The organism is Pseudomonas sp. NFACC41-3, assembly GCF_900109505.1.
In the GTDB taxonomy this organism is placed as follows: Bacteria; Pseudomonadota; Gammaproteobacteria; order Pseudomonadales; family Pseudomonadaceae; genus Aquipseudomonas; species Aquipseudomonas chlororaphis.
Map to the genome: position 1 here is coordinate 299403 of NZ_FOAE01000002.1, position 21700 is coordinate 321102.

General features: G+C 63.9%; 13 protein-coding genes. 4 read left to right on the plus strand and 9 right to left on the minus strand.

The window, feature by feature from the left end; all coding sequences use genetic code 11:
- Positions 1-23: 23 nt before the first annotated feature.
- Entirely contained in the window at positions 24-2444 is a 2421-nt protein-coding gene (gene lon, locus BMY68_RS10750) for an endopeptidase La (RefSeq protein ID WP_085532221.1), read from the minus strand.
- A gap of 404 nt (positions 2445-2848) precedes the next feature.
- Between lon and BMY68_RS10755 the strand changes: the two genes are divergently transcribed.
- Positions 2849-5191, plus strand: a complete 2343-nt coding sequence (locus BMY68_RS10755) for a putative bifunctional diguanylate cyclase/phosphodiesterase (RefSeq protein WP_062824754.1) — start codon at positions 2849-2851, stop codon at positions 5189-5191.
- A gap of 102 nt (positions 5192-5293) precedes the next feature.
- Here BMY68_RS10755 and BMY68_RS10760 read toward each other — a convergent pair whose 3' ends face one another.
- The 5 genes from BMY68_RS10760 to BMY68_RS10780 form a co-directional block, all read right to left on the minus strand.
- Positions 5294-5587, minus strand: a complete 294-nt coding sequence (locus tag BMY68_RS10760) for a hypothetical protein (protein WP_062824755.1) — start codon at positions 5585-5587, stop codon at positions 5294-5296.
- A 217-nt stretch (positions 5588-5804) separates the two neighbouring features.
- Positions 5805-6125 carry a hypothetical protein gene (locus tag BMY68_RS10765; RefSeq protein WP_062824756.1) on the minus strand — a complete coding sequence of 107 codons (321 nt, stop codon included), beginning with the start codon at positions 6123-6125 and terminating at the stop codon, positions 5805-5807.
- Positions 6126-7220: 1095 nt separating this feature from the next.
- Entirely contained in the window at positions 7221-9641 is a 2421-nt protein-coding gene (locus BMY68_RS10770) for a glucose/quinate/shikimate family membrane-bound PQQ-dependent dehydrogenase (protein WP_085532219.1), read from the minus strand.
- Between the two features lie 130 nt (positions 9642-9771).
- Positions 9772-11145 (minus strand): carbohydrate porin, encoded by a 1374-nt coding sequence (locus BMY68_RS10775; RefSeq protein ID WP_062824758.1) that lies wholly within the window; start codon positions 11143-11145, stop codon positions 9772-9774.
- A gap of 303 nt (positions 11146-11448) precedes the next feature.
- Positions 11449-13488 (minus strand): TonB-dependent receptor, encoded by a 2040-nt coding sequence (locus tag BMY68_RS10780; RefSeq protein ID WP_085532218.1) that lies wholly within the window; start codon positions 13486-13488, stop codon positions 11449-11451.
- Positions 13489-13838: 350 nt separating this feature from the next.
- Here BMY68_RS10780 and BMY68_RS10785 point away from each other — a divergent pair, with 350 nt between their 5' ends.
- Positions 13839-14069: a VF530 family protein gene (locus tag BMY68_RS10785; protein ID WP_085532216.1), complete on the plus strand. Its 231-nt coding sequence runs from the start codon at positions 13839-13841 to the stop codon at positions 14067-14069.
- 9 nt (positions 14070-14078) lie between these two features.
- Complete coding sequence (locus BMY68_RS10790) at positions 14079-14738, plus strand: Pr6Pr family membrane protein (RefSeq protein WP_085532214.1); 660 nt, start codon at positions 14079-14081, stop codon at positions 14736-14738.
- 111 nt (positions 14739-14849) lie between these two features.
- On the opposite strand, the gene BMY68_RS10795 is transcribed toward BMY68_RS10790, so the two are convergent.
- The 3 genes from BMY68_RS10795 to BMY68_RS10805 form a co-directional block, all read right to left on the minus strand.
- Entirely contained in the window at positions 14850-15635 is a 786-nt protein-coding gene (locus BMY68_RS10795) for a siderophore-interacting protein (RefSeq protein ID WP_085532212.1), read from the minus strand.
- On the minus strand, positions 15632-16207 hold the full coding sequence (locus BMY68_RS10800) for a PadR family transcriptional regulator (protein WP_009045406.1): 576 nt from the start codon (positions 16205-16207) through the stop codon (positions 15632-15634). The genes BMY68_RS10795 and BMY68_RS10800 overlap by 4 nt, the downstream gene beginning before the upstream one ends.
- A 289-nt stretch (positions 16208-16496) precedes the next feature.
- Complete coding sequence (locus tag BMY68_RS10805) at positions 16497-19604, minus strand: transglycosylase domain-containing protein (RefSeq protein ID WP_085532210.1); 3108 nt, start codon at positions 19602-19604, stop codon at positions 16497-16499.
- A gap of 582 nt (positions 19605-20186) precedes the next feature.
- Between BMY68_RS10805 and BMY68_RS10810 the strand changes: the two genes are divergently transcribed.
- The gene (locus BMY68_RS10810; protein ID WP_007923136.1) at positions 20187-21608 is read left to right on the plus strand and encodes an amino acid permease; all 1422 of its coding nucleotides are present in this window, start codon (positions 20187-20189) and stop codon (positions 21606-21608) included.
- Positions 21609-21700 lie beyond the last annotated feature (92 nt).

The following is a 21700-nucleotide window of genomic DNA, read 5'->3' on the forward strand; positions in this document are numbered from 1 at the left end:
ACGCTGCTCCTACAGATCCGTGTTTAGAACAGCACTTTCGCCACATCGGCGAAACGCTTGGCGAAGTGCACGGTGATGCCTTCCTTGAGGTAGTCCGGCAGCTCTTCGAAGTGGCCGCGGTTGGCTTCCGGCAGGATCAGCTCGTAGAGCTTCTGCCGGCGCGCCGCGATGACCTTCTCGCGCACCCCGCCGATGGGCAGGACATGCCCGGTCAGGGTCAGCTCGCCGGTCATGGCCACGCCCTTTTTCGGCGGCTGGTTGCGCGCCAGGGACAGCAGGGCGCTGGCCATGGTCACCCCGGCGCTCGGGCCATCCTTCGGCGTGGCGCCTTCCGGCACGTGCAGGTGGACGAATGCCTCGTCGAAGAACTTGGCATCGCCACCGAACTGCTTGAGGTGCGAGGTGACGTAGCTGTAGGCGATTTCCGCCGACTCCTTCATCACATCGCCCAATTGCCCGGTGAGCTTGAAGCCACGGTTGAGGGTATGAATCCGCGTGGCTTCGATCGGCAGCGTGGCGCCGCCCATGCTGGTCCAGGCCAGGCCGGTGATCACCCCGGTGCCGCTGAGCACCTGCTCGTTGCGGAACACCGGCATGCCCAGGGAGGCTTCCAGGTCCTTGGTGCCGAGCTTGATCACCGCGTCCGGATCTTCCAGCAGCCGCACCACGGCCTTGCGCACCAGTTTGCCCAGCTGTTTTTCCAGCTGGCGCACGCCGGCCTCGCGGGCGTAACCATCGATCACCGCGCGCAGGGCCGCGTCGCTGATACTCAGGTTGGCCTTGGACACACCCGCCTTTTCCAGCTGCTTGGGCCACAGGTGGCGCTTGGCGATGGCCAGTTTTTCCTCGGTGATGTAGCCCGACAGGCGAATCACTTCCATCCGGTCCAGCAACGGGCCGGGAATCGAATCCAGGGTGTTGGCGGTGCACACGAACAGCACTTTTGACAGGTCCAGGCGCAGGTCCAGGTAGTGGTCGAGGAATTCCACGTTCTGTTCCGGGTCGAGGGTTTCCAGCAGCGCCGAGGCCGGGTCGCCCTGGTAGCTCTGACCCATCTTGTCGATCTCGTCGAGCATGATCACCGGGTTCATCACCTCGACGTCTTTCAACGCCTGCACCAGCTTGCCCGGCAAGGCGCCGATGTAGGTGCGGCGGTGGCCCTTGATCTCGGCCTCGTCACGCATGCCGCCGACGCTGAAGCGGTAGAACGGCCGGCCCAGGGATTCGGCGATGGACTTGCCGACACTGGTCTTGCCCACGCCGGGCGGGCCCACCAGCAGCACGATGGAGCCACTGATCTCGCCCTTGTAGGCGCCGACCGCGAGGAATTCGAGAATCCGGCTCTTGATGTCGTCGAGCCCGGCGTGGTGCTGGTCCAGCACCTTGCGCGCATGCTTGAGGTCGAGCTTATCCTCGCCGTACACGCCCCAGGGCACCGCGGTGGCCCATTCCAGGTAGTTGCGGGTGACCGCGTACTCCGGTGAGCCGGTCTCGAGGATCGACAGTTTGTTCATTTCCTCCACGATGCGCTTTTGCGCTTGAGGAGGCAGGACCTTGCCAGTCAGGCGCTGCTCGAACTGCTCGATGTCGGCGCTGCGATCGTCCTTGGTCAGGCCCAGCTCCTGCTGGATGACCTTGAGCTGTTCCTTGAGGAAGAACTCGCGCTGATGCTCGCCGATCTTGCGATTGACCTCGGCGGAAATCTCTTTCTGCAGGCGCGCGACCTCGACTTCCTTGCGCAGCATCGGCAGGACTTTTTCCATGCGCTTGAGCATCGGAACGCAGTCGAGCACTTCCTGTAGTTCGTTGCCGGTGGCCGAGGTCAGCGCGGCGGCGAAGTCGGTCAGCGGCGACGGGTCGTTGGGGCTGAAGCGGTTGAGGTAGTTCTTCAGTTCTTCGCTGTACAGCGGGTTGAGTGGCAGCAGTTCCTTGATCGCATTGATCAGTGCCATGCCGTAGGCCTTGACCTCGTCGGTCGGCTCGCTCGGCTGGTGCGGGTACTCGACCTCCACCAGGTAGGGCGGGCGATGGTGCTTGAGCCAGGTGCGGATGCGCACGCGGGTCAGGCCCTGGGCCACGAACTGCAACTTGCCGTTCTCGCGGCTGGCGTGGTGCACCTTGACCAGGGTGCCGTACAGCGGCAGGGCCGAGGTGTCGAAATGGCGTGGGTCTTCCGGCGGGGTGTCCATGAAGAACAGCGCCAGGGAATGGTGTTCGGACTTGCTCACCAGCTCCAGGGTTTCGGCCCAGGGTTCTTCGTTGACGATCACCGGCAAGACTTGCGCGGGGAAGAACGGCCGATTGTGGATCGGGATGATGTAGACCTTGTCCGGCAGATTCTGCCCGGGCAGGGCCAGACCCTTGCCGGAGGAGGTATGGAGTTCGGGGTTTTCCGGGTCGGCGTATTCACTCATGGTTTCAGGAAGTTCTTGCTGGTCGCTCATGGGGCACCTGCGCAATGGGGTATGCGAAGTTAGATGGGGCAGGTGACGAGCGGTTTCAATGGTGCCCGGGCCGGATCAATTATTTCAGTCCTTGTCGCCGCAACGCAGGGCAGCCTCCAAAGCGCTGATTGTGAGGCTGTCATTTCTGCGCAAGAACGTTGGTAAATTGGCGGTGACAAAAAAATGACTTTATGAACCCCCTGATTTTATTGCGTGATCTTCTTCTCTTGGCAGTCTAATCTGGACCGATTAAATGTTGTCAGGGAAATGGCATTTATTTGACGCATCTTTAGCTGCCCAGAGGGACGCGTAATGATCAAAGGACTTTTCAGCGGGGAGCGGCGGGTGTCGCCGTGGGGGTGCAGGGGCGACAACAGTGAGGTCGCGGCGACGAGAGCCGTCTCATGAAGTGGCGCCATACGTTCCAGGTAAGGATCACTGGGGTATTGGCGTTGTTGCTGTTGATCGTGATCGGGGTGGTGTATTTCGCCGTCAAGGCCGCGACCAATCATGCGGTGGAAAACCAGGCGCAAGTGCAGCTGCAAACCGGCACCCGGGTCTTCGAACGCCTGCTGGAACTGCGCGGTCGGCGCTTGCGTTATGGCGTGGACTGGCTGGTGGTGGACGCGCAGTTCCGTGAGGCGGTGATCAGCGGCGACTCGCGGGCGATTCTCGAGGCGCTGCGTCAGCATGGTACCGGCACCCGCGGCAGCGAGCTGTTCGTGCTCGGCGCCGAAGGCACGGTGATCGCCAGCACCCTGGGGGCGATCGCCGAGCGTGAGCATTTCCCCTACGACCGAGCCTTGCGCACGGCCCTGCGGCAGAACAAAAGCATGTTGATCGTCGCGCTCAAGGGCCAGCCTTATCTGCTGGTCCAGGGGCAGGTGCTGACGCCGATGCACATGAATCGGGTGGTCATGGCGTTTCGCATGGACGATCTGTTCGCCAGCGAGTTGCGCTCCATGAGCAACCTGGAGGTGTCATTCCTCACCCTGCAGGACGGGCGCGCGGGGGAGCTGTTCAGCACTCAGCCGGATATTTTCTGGGCGACCATCATCACCACCCTGCGCAATGCGTCCTGGCGCGCGCGACCACAGTTGAGCGATGCCCACGGCAAGCGCTTCCTCAATCAGGCCCTGCAACTGGCCAATACCGACGATCCCGACGACCCCAAGGTTCTGGCGTTGCTGCAAAGCCCGCTGGATCACGCCTTGCAGGCCTTCGCGCCGCTGGACCGCGAGTTCCTGGTGATTGCCCTGGCGGCGCTGGTGGTGTCGCTGGCCGGCGCCCTGTTCATGGCGCGGCGGGTGTCGCGGCCGTTGAATGTGCTGGCCGATGCCGCCCAACGCATTGGCGCCGGCAACTATCAGGTGCCGGTGGTGCTCAAGCGCACCGACGAGTTCGGCTTGCTGGCCGAGGCGATTAACGCCATGCAGAGCGGGATTGCCAGCCGCGAGCTGCAACTGGCCCACAACGCCCTGCACGATCCCCTGACCGGCCTGCCCAACCGGGCGCTGGCCATGGAGCGTCTGAGCAATGCCATCAGCGCCGGGCGCAAGGTGGTGCTGCTGTACCTGGGGATCGAGGACTATCGGGCGATCAACGAAGGCCTGGGCCCGGAAGGGGTGGAGCAGATGATGCGCGAAGTCAGCCGGCGGCTGTCGGAGACGGTGTCCACCGGCGACACCGCCGCGCGCATCACCGCCAACGAGTTTCTGTTGCTGCTGGAAAATACCGAGATCGATGGCGCGGTGGCCATGGCCGACCGGCTCCATGCGTTGTTGAGCCGGCCGCAGCCCCTGCGTGGCGATGAAGTGCAGCGCCAGGTGTGCATCGGCGTGGCGGTCTACCCCACCGACGGCCAATCGGCGGAAGAGCTGATCAGCCGCGCCGCCATCGCCCGCCACGACGCGGCCGCCCAGCCTGGTTACCTGCAGATCTACCAGCAGGACCGCGACCTGGCCCATCAGCGCCAGATCGGACTGATCCGCGACCTGCGCCGGGCCGCGGCGGAAGGCGAGCTGTTCTTGCTGTACCAGCCCAAGCTGGACCTGCGCCATGGCCATGTGCACCAGGCCGAAGCCCTGCTGCGCTGGCAGCACCCGGAGTTCGGCATGGTCTCGCCGGCGGAGTTCATCCCCCTGGCCGAGCGGACCGGCAGCATGAACAGCCTGACCCTGTGGGTGATCGAGGAGGGCATGCGGCAACTGGCCGAATGGAACATGCGTGGGCTGCATCTGCAGTTGTCGTTGAACATCTCGGCGGACGACCTGCATGGCCACGACCTGGCGGCGCGGGTGAGCGTGTTGCTGCAGCGTTATCGATTGTCCGCCGAGCAGCTGATTTTCGAGATCACCGAAAGCGCCATCATGCGTCACCCGGAGCAGGCGCTGGAGGTGTTGCAGAGCCTGCGCGACTGCGGTATCAGCCTGTCGGTGGACGACTTCGGCACCGGCTACTCGTCGCTGGCGCAATTGCAGCGGCTGCCGGTGCAGGAGTTGAAGATCGACCAGTCGTTTATCCGCAACCTCGACGAAACCAGCGGCGACGCGGTGATCGTGCGTTCCACCATCGAGATGAGCCACAACCTGGGGCTCAAGGTGGTGGCCGAAGGGGTGGAGCAGGAGCGCAGCCTGCGCCTGCTGGAGCGCTGGCATTGCGACACGGCCCAGGGCTACCTGATCAGCCGGCCGCTGACTGCCACAGCCTTCGAGGCCTGGCTGTTGAAGTCGCGGATTTCCAGCTGAGCAGCCCTGTGTGGCCGCACCGGGCGCTGCAGCCAGAGATCTGCAGGCCCTGCTTCACGGTGTGAAGTCTGGCGCCATGAACCCTCGGCGATGGGCCGCGGCTTACTGCTTGGTGCACTCGGCAGGGAGCGCCACGACGCCGCCCATGGAGGCGAAGGCGACCATGCCGCCACTGGGCAATACGCAATTGTATTCGCCGTTGCTGGTGCTGGCGGTGAAGTAGGTCTGGGATGCGTCGCTACGCACATTGGAGACCGTGGTCACGGGCTTGCCGAGGGTGGTCTGGGCGCGGTTCTTGAGGTCGTCGTTGCTGGGTTTGGCAATGGCGCAACCGCCCAGGGCGAGCGCCAGGATGCCGAGCAGGGCGAGGGGACGAGCAGTGGGGTGGAGGTTCATGGTGATTCTTCCTTGGCATTGTTGTGTTTTCTACGGCGCAGCCGACCCCGACACCGCAGAGCGGCGGTGTTGAGAAGAGCGAGTGAGTGGTTGGCACTATATCGCCGGGGTGGGGGAGGGTCGATTAGCACAGATGGGCTAATGTCCCTTTGCAATGACCGGGTTGAGGACGGCGTCGGCGCAGGGCCGGCTGGAGTCGCCGGCCCCGGATCGAGGTTCAGCTCAGCAGTTGTTCCTGCAGGCGCCGGCCGAGTACGTCCAGCAGGTCGCAACCGTCGCGCAGGGGGATGACGCAGAGCTGGGCGAAATCCTGGAGCAGCGCCGGGTTGCCGTGCAGGTTGGCGTCGCTGGCGAGGTTTTCCAGCAACTGGGCCGCGGCGCGGATGCGGTGGGCAGCGGCTTCGTGCAGCACATCCAATGGCGCCTCGGTGTCGATCAGCAAGGCGGGGATGGTGCAGTCGTTGCTGGTCAGGGCCATGTAGCGGCGGGGTGAGGTGTCGTCGATGAGCGCGGGTGGATCGGGAGTGAGTTTTTTCATTGGTCTGTTCCTAACGTATGAGTCGGAGTCGCCAGAAATCACTTCCACGTAATCAGGTGGCGGCTGTACGCAGGTGTGGAAGACCGGGACGTTAGGCACCCGGCGCACTCGAGAGTGCCCCACGCACAGCCGCCATAAAGTGCAGGCGAAAAAACGCCTGACTCACGTTGCTTTGCGCGCCTAACGATATAAGGGCTTCCACACCCTGTCACTGAGTTTGCAGTGACAGGCAAACCATAGAGTCCGAGACACGGCGGGACAAGGTGATGGGAGTCGACGCGTGTTGTAGGAATTTTCGCTATAACCACTGCCACACCGATCTCGGCTCAACATTGGCCCTGTAGCCGCTGCCGAGCCCGCGAGGCTGCGATAAGGCCCGCAGGGCCTTGGTTCCCGATCTTGCGCCAAACCTCCATCGGACTTCAGAACGCCACGGCCGTACCGGCCGATCGCAGCCTGCGGCAGCGGCTACACGAATCTCTATAGGCCTTGAGATCGCCGTCCGACGCCACCACCGATTTTGGCGCGACATTGGCCCTGTAGCCGCTGCCGAGCCCGCGAGGCTGCGATAAGGCCCGCAGGGCCTTGGTTCCCGATCTTGCGCCAAACCTCCAGAGGCCTTCAGAGCGCCACGACCGTACCGGTCGATCGCAGCCTGCGGCAGCGGCTACATGAATCTCTATCGGCCTTGAGATCGCCGTCCGACGCCACCACCGATTTTGGCGCGACATTGGCCCTGTAGCCGCTGCCGAGCCTGCGAGGCTGCGATAAGGCCCGCAGGGCCTTGGTTCCCGATCTTGCGCCAAACCTCCATCGGACTTCAGAACGCCACGGCCGTGCCGGCCGATCGCAGCCTGCGGCAGCGGCTACATGAATCGTTATCGCCCGGGAGGCTGGTGGTGGTTGGGCGGGCCCTATCGCGAGCAAGCTCTCTCCTACAGGTATTACATCGTCCTTGTAGGAGCGAGCTTGCTCGCGATGACGTCAGGCCGGGCAATACAAAATGAAAGGCCAAAGACACTCCCCCCAAACCCCACCCACAAAAAAAGGCGGCTACCCGCAGGTAGCCGCCTTTTCATTCACCGCCGGTAACGCTTATTCCGACAGTTTGTAGGCGATGATGTAGTCGCCCATCTTGGTGCCCAGCGAGCCGTGGCCACCCACGACCACCAGCACGTACTGCTTGCCATCCTTGCCGGTGTAGCTCATCGGCGTGGCTTGGCCGCCCGCTGGCAGGCGGGATTTCCACAGTTCCTTGCCGTTGTTCACGTCATAACCGCGGATGTACTGGTCCAGGGTGCCGCTGAGGAAGCCCACGCCACCGGCGGTGACCATCGAGCCGCCCATGCTCGGCACGCCGATGGGCAGGCCGATCGGTACTGGCGAGCTGTCGCGGCTGGTGCCGTTCTTGTGCTTCCACACCACTTTGTTGGTGGTCAGGTCGATACCGGCCACGTAGCCCCAGGCCGGGGCCTGGCAAGGTACGCCGAACGGCGACATGAACGGATGCATGATCACCGCGTAAGGCGCGCCGGTGTTGGGTTGCACACCGGAGGTTTCGCTTTCGCGCTTGCTGTCGGCGGCGACTTCGGCGCGCGGCACCAGCTTGGAAACGAAGGCCATGTAGTTCGGGCTGGTGAACAGCAGGTGGCGGACCGGGTCGATCGACACGCTGCCCCAGTTGAACACACCGACGTTACCCGGGTAGACCAGGCTGCCCTGGATCGACGGCGGGGTGTACTGGCCTTCGTAGCGCAGTTCCTTGAACTGGATGCGGCACAGCATCTGGTCGAACGGCGTGGCGCCCCACATGCCTTTTTCTTCCAGCGGCGGCGGCAGCAGGTTCAGGTCCGAACGGGCCTGGGTCGGCGCGGTGTGGTCACCTTCGACCGCACCGCCCGGCGCCGGTACTTCCTGGATCGGCACGATCGGGGTGCCGTCGCGACGGTCCAGCACATACAGGCTGCCTTGCTTGGTCGGCTGGATCAGCGCCGGCTTGATGCCGTCCGCGGTCTTCATGTCCACCAGGGTCGGCTGGCTGCCCACGTCCATGTCCCACAGGTCATGGTGGGTGAACTGGTAGTTCCAGCGCAGCTTGCCGGTGTCGATGTCCAGGGCCACGGTGCCGGCGCTGAACTTCTCGGCGCCCGCGGTGCGGTTGCCGCCCCATTGGTCAGGCATTTGGTTGCCCAGCGGCAGGTAGACCAGGCCCAGCTTCTCGTCGACGCTGGCCAGGGACCACATGTTCGGCGAGTTGCGGGTGTAGGTCTGGCCTTCCGGCAGCGGCGTGGTGACGTCGGGGTTGCCGGCGTCCCAGTTCCACACAAGGTGACCGTCGTGCACGTCGAAGGCGCGGATCACGCCGGACGGTTCGTTGGTCGACTCGTTGTCGGTCACGTGGCCGCCGATGATCACCAGGTTACGGGTGATGGCGGCCGGCGACGTCGAGTAGTAGCCGCCTGGAGTGAACGGGCCAATACCGGCCTTCAGGTCCACGGCGCCTTTGTTGCCGAAGTCTTCGCAGACCTTGCCGGTGTCGGCGTTGATCGCGATCAGGCGCGCGTCGGCGGTCGGCAGGAATAGGCGACGCGGGCAGCTGGCGGCGATCGCCTGGCCGGCGGCCGAGAGGCTGGCCGGAGTGCTGATGGCGTCGCTTTTGTTGAAGCTGGCTTCGTCGTAGTACGACACGCCGCGGCAGGTCATGTGTGCCCAGCCACGGAAGTCATCGCCGTTCGGGCCCTGGATTTTCGGGTCGAAACGCCAGATTTCCTTGCCGGTGTCCGGGTCCAGCGCCAGCACCTGGCTGTGGGCGGTGCAGGCATAGAGCATGCCGTTGACCTTCAGCGGGGTGTTCTGGTTGGTGATTTCCACCGGGTCCTTGGCGGTCGGCATGTCGCCGGTGCGGATGCGCCAGGCTTCCTGCAGCTTGCCAATGTTGGCCGGAGTGATCTGGGTCAGCGGCGAGTAGCGGTCGCCGAACTCGGTGCGGCCATATGCCTGCCAGTCGCCTTCGGGCATGGTCGGCGCGGCGCTGGTGGTGTCGGCGCTTGCACGGCCCAGTTCGCCCGAGATCTCGCCCGGATTGGTGAACTGGCTGTTGATCGCGGCACCACCGGCCAGGACCACGGCCACGCCCAGTACCGCGGTGCTCACAGGTGCCGGGCCGTTGCGCAGCAGCGGACGACGGAACCACGGCAGCAGCAGAACCACACCCAGGGCAAAGAACAGCGACAGGCGTGGCACCAGTTGCCACCAGTCCAGGCCGACTTCCCACAGTGCCCAGACGGAGCTGGCGAACAGCACCACCCCGTAGACGAGCAGCGCGGCACTACGACCGGCCAGCAGCAGCACGCCGCTGATGATCAGGCCGATACCGGCCAACAGGTAGTACAGCGAGCCGCCGAGCATGCTCAGCTTGATCCCCCCGGCCAGCATGGCCAGGCCCATTAGCAGCAGCAAGATACCGAGCAGGCTCGGCAGCAGGCGGCTCGGACTTGAAGCACCCTCAGTGCTCATAGTGTGGTTCTCCGTGACGTTTAAGGTAGTCCCGCGCTTGTTCACTGTAGATGACGATCAGGCGCGGGCATGGTTCAGCAGTGTTTGGGAAAAACAGTTTTATTCAGATTGGGCGCGTTGCCGGTGCGCCTCAGAACGAGCTCTGGATCTTGATCCCACCGATCAGCGCGTCGTCGACCTTGTCCACGCCACCCGGGTGGCGGATGTATTGCAGGTTCGGGCGCACGGTCAGCCAATTAGTGACATGCACGCCGTAGTACAGCTCGGCGCTGTATTCGGTGTCCTGGGGCGGCAGGTAGGCCGGGTTGTCGTAGTCCTGGATGAGGTTGGCCTGGTTGGTCGCTTCGGCGTTCTTGCGGTAGGCCGGGTTGACGTGGACCCGGGCCATGGCGAAACCGATGTCGTCCTTGGCGCGTGCATCGAACAGGCCCTTGTAGACCAGGCCGGCCTGGACGTAGTTGTCGATGGCGTTGGTCTTCTTGTCGTGCATCGTCGCGTTGGCGAACAGGCTCAAGCCGCGCGAGTGGTCGCTGGCCAGGCTGGTGATCTGCTGTTGCGCGCCCAGCCACAGGCCGTGCTTGCTCGAGCTGCTGCGATAGGCCTCGCCGCTCAAGGCCGCCGGCTGGCCGTTGCTGTCCTTGTACACGTCGCTGGCCTTGGCGCTGCTGTAGTAGTAACCGGCGCGGTATTCACCCGGCAGGCCGTTGAGTTTCGGCGTCCACACCAGCTCCACCGGCAGCAGGGTGCCCTGGGTGCCGCTGCCGCTGAGCTTGAAGCCGTTGCCGCGCTCGAGGTTGGACGGGTTCTGCTCATAGGCGCCGATCTGCGCGTAGAGCTCAGGGGTCAGGTGATATTTGACCCGCAGCGCCCACTGGCTGACCGGCCAGTTGTACCAGACGCTACCGGCCCAGTTGCCGACCTGGGAGCCGCAGAACGCGAGGTTCTGGAAGTCGCAGGGGAAGCTGTTGAAGTCTTCGCCCTGGCCGAACCGGCCGACCTTGATATCGAGTTTCTGGTCGAAGAATTTCTGCTGGTACCACATCTGCGTCAGGCGCCAGGTCTGGCCGCGGCCCCAGACTTCCTGGGCCGAGGTGAAGCCACCGACCCGCGGGTCGTTGATGCGGTCGTTGCTGATGTTGTCGCCGTCGCGCTTGGTGATGGTCAGTTGGAACTCGGCGTCGTTCCAGCCGAGGATCTTGCCCAGGTCCAGGTGGCTGCCGAAGGCGAACTGGTCGCTGAAGCGCGCGGTACGGTCATGGTCGTAACCGCCATGCAGGTTGGCGCCCATTTCGCCGACGAAGTCGATCTTGAAGTCGTAGCCTTTTTTCGCCAGCTCGGTGCGGTTGCCATTCCAGTCGCCGAGCATCCACGGGGACTCACTGTCGAAGGCCGGCGCGGCCTGGGCGCAGGTGGCCAGGCCGAGGGCGCCGAGCAGGGTCATGGTTTGGTGCAGGGCGGCAGGGCGAGAGACAGCGCTGTCTTTAAAGGTTTGAACGTCTGGCATAGGTGAAGTCTTGGTCTTATTCAAGGAAATGGGCAGGCAAGCAAAGGCTCGACGTGGCTCGGTTCGCGGCAGTGCGAGCACGTTAATACAGCTGATTCAAAGGGCAGGATTAAAGGTTTCAGCCTGAGCGGCGCGAAGAATAAATCAGGGGCCAGGCGAGAGAAAGGGCTTTTGTTGACATGAATCATTTCGGATTCGGTAACAGTACTGCCTCGCCGCCTGGAGCACAGGACCTGCTGGCGCGATGAACGCCAGGAAAGCCGTGGCGCGACGGCCCGTTGCAGGCCGTCGCGGGTCAGAGCCTCAGAAGGTGGTGCGCAAGCCGACCTCGATGCTGCGCCCCTGGGCCGGGGCGATGTCGCGCAGGATCGAGCTGGCGTAGCGCACGGTCTGGTTGGTCAGGTTCTCGCCCTTGACGAAGGCCAGCCACTGGCTGCTGCCGATGTCGAAGTGGTAACCGGCGCTGGCGCCCAGGGTGGTGTAGCCGTCGGTGCCGCTTTCGTTGTCCGGCACGCGACGCTGGCTGGCGGCGTGTTCGACATCGATGCGTGCCTGCCAGCGATCCAGTTCCCACAGCAGGCCGCTGTTCAGGCGCAGCGGCGCGATGCGTGGCAGGGCTTCGCCGTTGTCCAGGTTCTTGGCGCGGGTGTAGTCGCCGGACAGTTCCAGGGCGAACTTGCCGTAGGCGCTTTCGCCGAGCTTCCAGTGATCCTGGGCCTCGATCCCGGCAAACCGCGCGCGGACCCCGGAGTAGGTGTATTCCGGCATGCCGCCGGCGTCCTCCTCGCCTGCATCGTTGAGGGTGCGCCCGCTGCCGAGCAGCCCGATGTAGTTGGAGAAGTGGCTGTAGAACACCCCGACGCTGCCTTTGTGGGTGCCGTTGTCGAAACGCAGGGCCAGGTCGCTGGACACGGCTTTTTCTTTCGACAGGTTGGCGTCGCCGACTTCATAGGTGCCGGTGGCCACGTGGGCGCCGTTGGCATACAGCTCGTAGAAGGTCGGCGCGCGTTCGGTGTAGCCCAGGGTGGCGGCCACGGACCAGATCGGCGTCAGGGTGTAGACCGCGCCGGACGACAGGCTGCCGGCGGTGAAGCTGTTGGAGCTGTCGGCCTGGCTGAAGCGCTCGTTGCCTTTGCTGTCCGGGTCGACGCGGGTGTGTTCCAGGCGCCCGCCGAGGCTGAGTTTCAGGCGTTCGGTGGCCTGCAATTCTTCGAGGATGAACAGCGCGGCGCTGTCGGTATCGGTCTGGGGCACGAAGGCTTCTTCGCCGAGCGCGGAAAACTCGCTGCGGCTGACCTGGGTGCCGATCACCCCATTGAGCGGGCCGAGGGGCTGGTGGCGCGCTTCGACCCGGGCTTCGTAACCCTTGTTCTTGAAAATGGTGCCGGTCTCGCCGCCTTCGATTTCGCGGTGTTCGTAATCGGTGTAGCCGGCGTCGAATTTCAGCGAGCTGAAAGGGCCGTCGAGGTTGCGCAGTTCCGAGGCGAAGGCGTAGTGATCCTGCTTCATGCGGATGCGCACGTCGTCTTCGGCGGGCGAGCCGTAGTTGGAGTCGTAGTTGCTATAGGACAGCCCGGCGTAACCGTCGTCCCAGGTGTAGGAACCGCCGATGGCGCCGCCGTCCTGGCGGCCGTCGCTGTTGCCCAGGCGGCCCTTTTTGCCATCGCCGTCTTCACTCGCTGGGGCGTGGCGGCTGCGGGCGTAGCCGGGGATTTTCAGGTCGTTGAACTGCCGCGAGTTGGCGTCCAGGTGCAAGGCGAAGGTGCCGTTGCCGGCTTCCAGCTTGCCCGCGCTGCTGCGGGTGGTGTCGGCACCGCCATAGCGCAATTCACCGGCACCGTGGATGCCTTCGATGGCGGCGGTGGGGATGCGGTTGTCGAAGGTGTTGACCACGCCGCCGATGGCGCTGCCGCCATACAGCAGGGCGGCCGGGCCGCGGACGATCTCGATGCGCTCGACGTTGACCGGGTCCAGCGGCACGGCGTGGTCGTAGGACAGCGACGACGCATCCAGGGCGCCGACACCGTTGCGCAGCAGGCGAATGCGATCGCCGTCCAGGCCGCGAATGATCGGCCGGCTGGCGCCCGGGCCGAAGTAGGAGGAAGACACACCCGGCTGTTTATTCAGGGTTTCGCCGAGGCTGCCTTGTTGTTGCAGGGTCAGGTCGTCGCCTTCCAGTACCGTGCTCGGCGCTGCCGTTTGCTGGCTGCCCAGGGGGTTGGCGGTGATGACCTGCGGTTGCAGCTCCAGGGCGTGGGCCTGGGAGGCGAGCAGCAAGGCGGCGGACAGTGGCGTCAGGCGCCAGAGTAAAGAGCGAGAAGGGCGGGGGGCAGAGAGGGACATCGGTCATTCCTTGGCAAGCGCGAGGCTGTGCGCTTTGAGTCAAAAGAGAACAGGCGTGACACGGCGAGGTGTCTGGATCAGGGGTTTGTTTTGTATTGATACAATATAACATCTCTTTTGGCGCAAAAAGGAAGGAACTTTTTCAGGAGAGGGGGGCATTCGTTCCGATGTAGCCGCTGCCGCAGGCTGCGATCGAGCGGAACGCTCGCGGCGATCTCAGGTGCATGAGCGCCTTCGGCGCTATAGCAGCCTGCGGCAGCGGCTACAGTTGATGAGTGTTCGCCCTTCCACCGGATCGAACCCTCGGCTAAGGTGCGCGACTTCCTTTTTCTCTTGCTCAAAGGCCCGGCATGACTGCAACGAACAACGACCCGCTGCACGGCGTCACCCTGGAACAGATCCTCAAGGTGCTGGTGGAACATTACGAATGGCAGGGGTTGGCCGAGCGCATCGATATCCGTTGCTTCAAGAGCGACCCGAGCATCAAGTCGAGCCTGACCTTTCTGCGCAAGACGCCCTGGGCGCGGGAGAAAGTCGAGCAGCTGTACGTGAAATTGCAGCGCACCAAACGCCCGCTCTAAGGACCTTCGATGGCTGTCGAGCCGGTTTTTCCTTCAGGCGGCAAACGGCTGTTCACCGCGCTGGCCGCGTTGCTCGGCTGGTTGGGGCTGACGATCCAGCTGTACCTGATCCTTCATCTGCGCTGGACGGTGGACGCCAGCCTGCTGGGCGGGCTGATCAACTTTTTCAGTTTCTTCACCGTGCTCACCAACACCCTGGTGGCGGTGGTGCTGACCTGTGCCCTGGACCTGCGCAGCTCGCGCGGGCAGCGGTTCTTTCTGCAACCCTGGGTCAGCAGCGGCATCGCGGTCAGCATTGTGGTGGTGGGGCTGGCGTACAGCCTGTTGCTGCGTCACCTGTGGCATCCCCAGGGCTGGCAGTTGGTGGCGGACGAGTTGCTGCACGACGTGATGCCGCTGCTGTTTCTCGTCTACTGGTGGTGCTGCGTGCCCAAGGGGCGCCTGGGGCTGCGACATGTCGCCGGGTGGATGCTCTACCCGCTGCTGTACTTCGCTTATGTGCTGCTGCGCGGGCATGTGCTGGGGCTGTATCCCTATCCTTTTGTTGACGTGGGCAAGCTGGGCTATGCGCAGGCGTTCGTGAATGCGCTGGGGATTCTGGTGGGGTTCGTGCTGGTGGCGCTGCTGTTCGTGGCTGTGGATCGCTGGGCGGGGCAGCGTAGGGCTTGAGTCGTTGGGTGACGGGGAGATTGTTATCGCGAGCAAGCTCGCTCCTACAGGGCTGTTACGCGGACATTGCAGGAGCGAGCTTGCTCGCGATAGGCGGCCAGGCCGCCGCTTTTATTCGTCCTCGCTACTGTCCAGGCGCCAATAACCGGCGGCCTTGACGAACTCGTCGTCGAGCCGGTGCTCGTCCAGCAGTACCCGGCGAATCTGCCGCGATACTTTGCTTTCCGTGGCCACCCAGGCATACAGCTTGCCGCTCGGCACCTGCAGCCCGCGCACGGTACTGATCAGGTCCTGCTGGCCGCCGTCGCGCTCGACCCAGACCACCTCGACCTGCGCCGCGCTCGCCAGCACCTGGCGCTCGGCGGCGTCCTGGATCTCTATCACCGCCAGCACCCGGCGCCCGGCCGGCAATTCTTCCAGGCGCCGGGCAATCGCCGGCAGCGCGGTTTCATCGCCGATCAGCAGGTAGCTGTCGAAGATGTCCGGCACGATCATCGAGCCGCGCGGCCCGCCGATATGCAGGAACTGACCGGGCCTGGCCTGCTCGGCCCAGGTCGAGGCAGGGCCGTCGCCGTGCAGCACGAAATCGATATCCAGTTCACCGATGTCCAGGTCGTAGCGCCGTGGCGTGTAGTCGCGCATGGCCGGCATCGCGCCGTTGTCCTTGCCCGGGCCCAACACCAGGGTTTCCAGGGCCGCCTGCTGTTCGGCGTTCTGCGGGAACAGCAGCTTTATATGGTCGTCGCTGCCCAGGCTGATGAAACCGGCGAGTTCCGGCCCGCCCAGGGTGATGCGGCGCATGCGCGGGGTCAGGTCGACCACCCGCAGCACTTCCAGGCGGCGGCGTTTGATCTCGTGGCTGACCCGATGAATCGATGGCGAAGTGTCTGCGGTCATTCAGCTGACTCCTGAGTGGAAGAGGGGGCCGGGCCGTCGACGATGGCGCGGGCGGTGTTGTTCAGCAGGTCGCGGACGCGCAGGATTTCTTGCGGGTTCCAGCGGCCGTGGTGCATCTGCAGGGCGTGGCGCAGGTTGTGCACCGCCTCGTGGATTTCCGCCGGGCGATCGTGGCCGCGCAGCGAGCGCTTGCTGACGTCGATGCGCATGCGCACGCCATCCAGGGCAATCGCCTGGTCCTGTAAGGACAGACGGCCGGCCTCGGTCACGCTGTAGCGTTTTTTCCCGCCTTCGGCGTCGCCGCTGATCAGTTCGCTCTCTTCGAGGAAGGTCAGGGTCGGGTAGATCACGCCCGGGCTGGGGCTGTAGGCGCCATCGAACATGCCTTCGATCTGGCGGATCAGGTCATAACCGTGGCACGGCTGCTCGGCGATCAGCGCCAGCAACAGCAACTTCAGGTCGCCGGGGGCGAAGACCCGCGGGCCACGGCCGCCGCGTTCGCGCCCGGGGCGTTTTTCGAAACCGTCGTGGCCGTCGCCGTACTCACGGTGGGGGTGGTGGTGTTCTCTCATTTTCTCTTTCTCCTGTGCGATTAAGACATAACTTAAGATATATCTTAAAGGCTGCGCAAGTATTTCCGTGCTGGCCGCACCAGCCGTTTGTCGAAGAGGGGGAGAATCGAGACAGTCCGTAGCCGCTGCCGAGCCTGCGAGGCTGCGATCGAGGACGCAGTCCTCGCAAAACGGCCTCCGCAGTGATTCCTGGAGCAACGGGGTTGCCCGGTTTGCGGCCACTACGCAGCCGATCGCAGCCTCGCAGGCTTGGTAGCGGCTACAGGCGGCTACGTTGCGGGGGGAGGTTTCAGCGTTGGGCCAGGCTGCCCAGGCATTGGGTATTGCTGCCCGGTTGCAGGTACGGCGTGAGGATCGGCGCCATGCCTTTGAGCACCTGGACCGGCAAGGCCGAGGTGAACTTGAAGGCTTGCGCCGAGACACCCGGCACATAGGCGGTCAGGGTGCCGAAGTGGTGTTCGCCGATATAGAACACGAAGGTGGCGGTGCGGTTGATGGATTTCGAACTGAGGATCCGTCCGCCGGAGCCGATGGCCTCGATACGGTTGTCGCCGGTGCCGGTCTTGCCGCCCATGGCCAGCGGTGTACCGTCGGCCAGCTTGAAGCTGCCGGAGAGGCGCTTGGCGGTACCGGCATCCACCACTTGCGACAGGGCGCCGCGCAGCGCCGTGGCCACTTCCGAAGGCATCACCCGCTTGCCCTCGGCCGGGTCGTTGACCAGCTTGGTTTCATACGGCGTATCGGCGGCGAAATGCAGGCTGTCGATGCGCAGGGTCGGCATGCGCACGCCGTCGTTGAGGATGGTGCCGACCAGTTCGGCCAGCGCCGCGGGGCGATCGCCGGAACTGCCGATGGCGGTCGCCAGCGAGGGCACCAGATGGTCGAACGGATAACCGACTTTCTGCCAGCGCTGGTGAATGTCGAGGAACGCCTCGATCTCCAGCATGGTGCGGATGCGGCTGTCCCGCGCGCTCTTGTGCCGGCTCTTGAACAGCCAGCTGTAGACCTCCTGGCGCTCGAATTCGCTGGCTTTGACGATCTCGCTGAACTTGGCGTCGGGGTGGTTCAGCAGGTAGCCGAGCAGCCACAGGTCCAGCGGGTGCACCTTGGCGATGTAGCCCTGGTCGGGCAGGTCGTAGGAGCCGGGGCCGTAGCTGTAATAGAGCTTGTCCAGGCGTTCGTCGGTGAGTTTCTCCGTGAGCTTGGCGCCCTTGAGGTGCGAGCGCACGAAACTGTTGAAACTCTCCTGGCTGGCTTCCGGCAGCAGGTAGCGGTGCACGGCCGCCAGGCGGATCGGCGTCGGGTGCATGCTGTCGAGGAAGGTGTCCAGGCGCGCCTGGGTGTCCTTGTTGCGGTATTTCTTCCAGAACCGCAGGAGGAAAGAAGTGCCCTCGCGGTCGGCGAACTTGGCCAGGTATTCCTGGCGCCGCGGGTCGCCGTCGTCCTTGAGCAGGTTGGCGCTGTTGCTCGGGCCGGCATAGGTGCTGTAGCGCACCAGGTCACGCATCAGGCGGATGAAGGGCAGGTTGATCGACTCGCGCAGGGCGTCGCGCAGGGTCGGTATGCGGCCGTTGTCTTCCTTGCGGAAGTTATGAAAGGTGTGCAGCCCGCCGCCGGTGAAAAAACTCTCGCCGGGGCTGGCCGAGTATTTGCGGTCCAGGGCCGCCTCGAGCATTTTCGGCAGGCTGCGGTCGCTGTTCTGGATCAGGTAGTCCACGGCCCAGCGGCTCAGGCGGTCCTGTTCGGCGATCTCGACTTTCTTCAGTACCGCCGGGGTTTCGGCGCCGTACTGCTCGTACAGTTCGGCAATGATCTGCAGGTAGGTGGTCAGGACCCGCAGCTTGGCGGTGGAGCCCAACTCCAGCTTGCTGCCTTCGTTGATGTCGAAGGGCTGGTCGGTGCTGTCGGTCTGGACCCGCACCCGCGAACCGTCCGGCGTCAGTTCGAGCAGGGTGAAGCTGTAGCGCACCTGGGTGGTGCTGGTCGGTGTCAGCAGGCGTTCGCCGAGCAGGCCGATCTCGGCGGCGAACACCGGGTCGGCCAGGTGCTTGAGGTACTCGGTGGCCTGGCGTTGCAGGTCGCTTTGCAGGGTGCTGGTGGCGGACAGGTCGAGGCGATCGAGGTCGTACAGCGGCCGGTTGAGCAAGCCGGCCAGGCGACTGCGGGCGACGCTGATGCCCTTGTTGGTTTCGATCGGCTGGATCGTCGGTTGCTGCACCCAGTCGCGGAAGGTGGCCTTGCTGGCCAGGGCAGCTTCGGACAGTGGCGTATCGATCACGCCATTCTGGGTCAGCAGGCGGATATGGCTGTCGGTGAGTTCGGCCAGTTCCCGGCGGCCCTTGGACAGGTAATGCGAAGGCCGGCGCTGGGCGATCATCAACGACAGCACCTGGCGCAGGGCCAGGCCGCGTTGCGCCAGGCTCTGCGGATCGCTGGCGGTACTCGCCAGCTGCTCGTTGACCTGGGTGAAGTCGGCGCCGTACCAGACCCGCAGCCCTTCGGCCATGCCATGCACCTCACCGTGGCCGGGCACGGCCGACAGCGGCACGCTGTTGAGGTAGTCGCGAATGATGCGCCGCCGGGCCTCGAGGGTCTGCTGGCCGCCCTGGTAGGCACGCACGCTGGCGGAAATCATCTGCCGGATCTTTTCCGCGCCGGACACGGTCAGGCCGTCCGGCGAGTGCCGGTACTTTTCCAGCTGGGTCGCCAGGGTACTGCCGCCCGCCGTCTGCCCTGGCAAGTGCAGCAGCTTGGCCACTTGCGACCAGGCGGCCTTGGCGAAGCGCGGCCAGTCCACCGCCGGGTTGGCCAGGGGCTGGTCGGGGTCGAGCAACTCGCGGTTCTCGATGAACAGCAGGCTGCGCACCATCACCGGCGGGATGGCGGCAAAGTTCGAATAGAGCTGCTGCGGGTACTTGAATTGATAGAGCGGCGCCGCGCGGCAATCGGTGATCGACAGCCCGGCCTGAATCTTCTCTGTATAGGGTACGAAGAAGCCGTTTTCGCTGTAGTTCATCAAGGCGGGGGAGAAGCGGGTCTGGGCCTCCACCACGTAACCGCGCTTGAGCAGGCGCGCCAGAAAATCATCGAGGGCGCTGTAGCCCAGGCGCTTGTCGAAGGGCCCGGCGCCGGGGTAGACGATGGCATCGCTGGGGCCGGGCGCCATGGAATAGCTCAGGTCCGCGGCGAACTTGCTGAGCTCGCGCGCCTGCAGTTTCGAGGTGCGCATTTCCTTGGACGCGGCAAAGCCCAGGGCGACCAGCGCCATCAGCAGCAATAGCCAGAACAGCCGCCACCAAAGTCGGCTTGAATGGGATTTCTCAGGGATAGGCGCTTCTTCCACGCGATCAGTTGGCACTACTTTTTTACTCGAATCGGTCTGCCACAAAGCACCCATAGTCGACTGATCCATTCACGCAGATTGATCGGACTTGTCTGAAGCTTAGACGGTGGTGGGCAATGGTGAAAAATTTGTGCGCGACCTGAAAGCATTCACCTCCCCCCTGTAGGAGCGAGCCTGCTCGCGACGGTCGTCAACGATGATTCGGTGTATCCGAAGCATCGCGGCGCCCTCGGGTTTATCGCGAGCAAGCTCGCTCCTGCAGGGCATGGGGCGAGGCGAAAGAAGCTTGAGATAGAGCTATCGCGACCGGTAAATAGGTCCTAGGTAGGGGCATGACGCTGCACCATGGCTGTGCAATACTCGGCGCCGTTCAAAAATGACAAACGGCGAAAATTCCAGGTAATGCCACTTCGCGAAACCGGAAAATACCGAGATTTCTCTCTGAATTTAGCTGTTTATAGAGTGAAAAAGCCTGCCGTCAGCTTTTTATACTGCACGCCCCACTGATCTTGCAGGATTTGTCCTACAAGACGTGTCGGCCCACAAGGTCGATCCGATCTGGTTGGCACGGATTATCCGTCCGTGCCTCACAGGCTCGGTGGCTCATATCCAATAACAAGATGAGGTTGTATCCCTATGCCAGTTGGCAACCACCTGCCCCAAGGCGAGACCGCTCAAGGCGGCCCGCTGAAACGCGAACTCGGCGAACGGCATATTCGCTTGATGGCGCTTGGCGCCTGTATCGGTGTCGGCCTGTTCCTCGGTTCGGCCAAGGCCATCGAAATGGCCGGCCCGGCCATCATGCTGTCCTACATCCTCGGCGGCCTGGCGATTCTGGTGATCATGCGCGCCCTCGGCGAGATGGCCGTGCATAACCCGGTCGCGGGTTCCTTCAGCCGTTACGCGCAAGACTATCTCGGCCCGCTGGCGGGCTTTCTCACCGGCTGGAACTACTGGTTCCTGTGGCTGGTGACCTGCGTCGCGGAAATCACCGCGGTGGCGGTGTACATGGGCATCTGGTTCCCCGATGTGCCGCGCTGGATCTGGGCCCTGGCGGCCCTGGTGAGCATGGGCTCGATCAATCTGATCGCGGTCAAGGCCTTCGGTGAGTTCGAGTTCTGGTTCGCCCTGATCAAGATCGTCACCATCATCGCCATGGTCATCGGTGGCGTCGGCATCATCGCCTTCGGTTTCGGCAATGACGGCGTGGCGCTGGGCATCTCCAACCTGTGGACCCACGGCGGTTTCATGCCCAACGGCGTGACCGGCGTGCTGATGTCCCTGCAGATGGTGATGTTCGCCTACCTGGGCGTGGAGATGATCGGCCTCACCGCCGGTGAAGCGCGTAACCCGCAGAAGACCATTCCCAACGCCATTGGCTCGGTGTTCTGGCGCATCCTGCTGTTCTATGTGGGCGCGCTGTTCGTGATCCTGTCGATCTACCCGTGGAACGAAATCGGCACCCAGGGCAGCCCGTTCGTGATGACCTTCGAGCGCCTGGGCATCAAGACCGCCGCCGGCATCATCAACTTCGTGGTGATCACCGCCGCGTTGTCGTCCTGCAACGGTGGCATTTTCAGCACCGGGCGCATGCTCTACAGCCTGGCGCAGAACGGCCAGGCCCCGGCCGGTTTCGCCAAGACCTCGAACAACGGCGTGCCGCGTCGCGCGCTGCTGCTGTCGATCTTCGCCTTGCTGCTGGGCGTGCTGCTCAACTACCTGGTGCCGGAGAAAGTGTTCGTCTGGGTGACCTCCATCGCCACCTTCGGTGCGATCTGGACCTGGGTGATGATCCTCCTGGCCCAGCTCAAGTTCCGCAAAGGCCTGAGCGCCTCGGAACGGGCCGGCCTGAAGTACCGCATGTGGCTGTACCCGGTCAGTTCCTACCTGGCCCTGGCGTTCCTGGTGCTGGTGGTGGGGTTGATGGCCTACTTCCCGGACACCCGCGTGGCGCTGTATGTGGGGCCGGCGTTCCTGGTGCTGCTGACGGCGTTGTTCTACCTGTTCAAGCTGCAACCGAACAATGCCCAACAGGGCGCGGTGCGTTCGGCGTCGTAACGCCATCAGGCGATAAAACCCAAAGCCCCCGGTCAGTGACCGGGGGCTTTTTTATGCGGGCGCTGTTTCTGCGGTTCCGGGTTTTAGTGTTG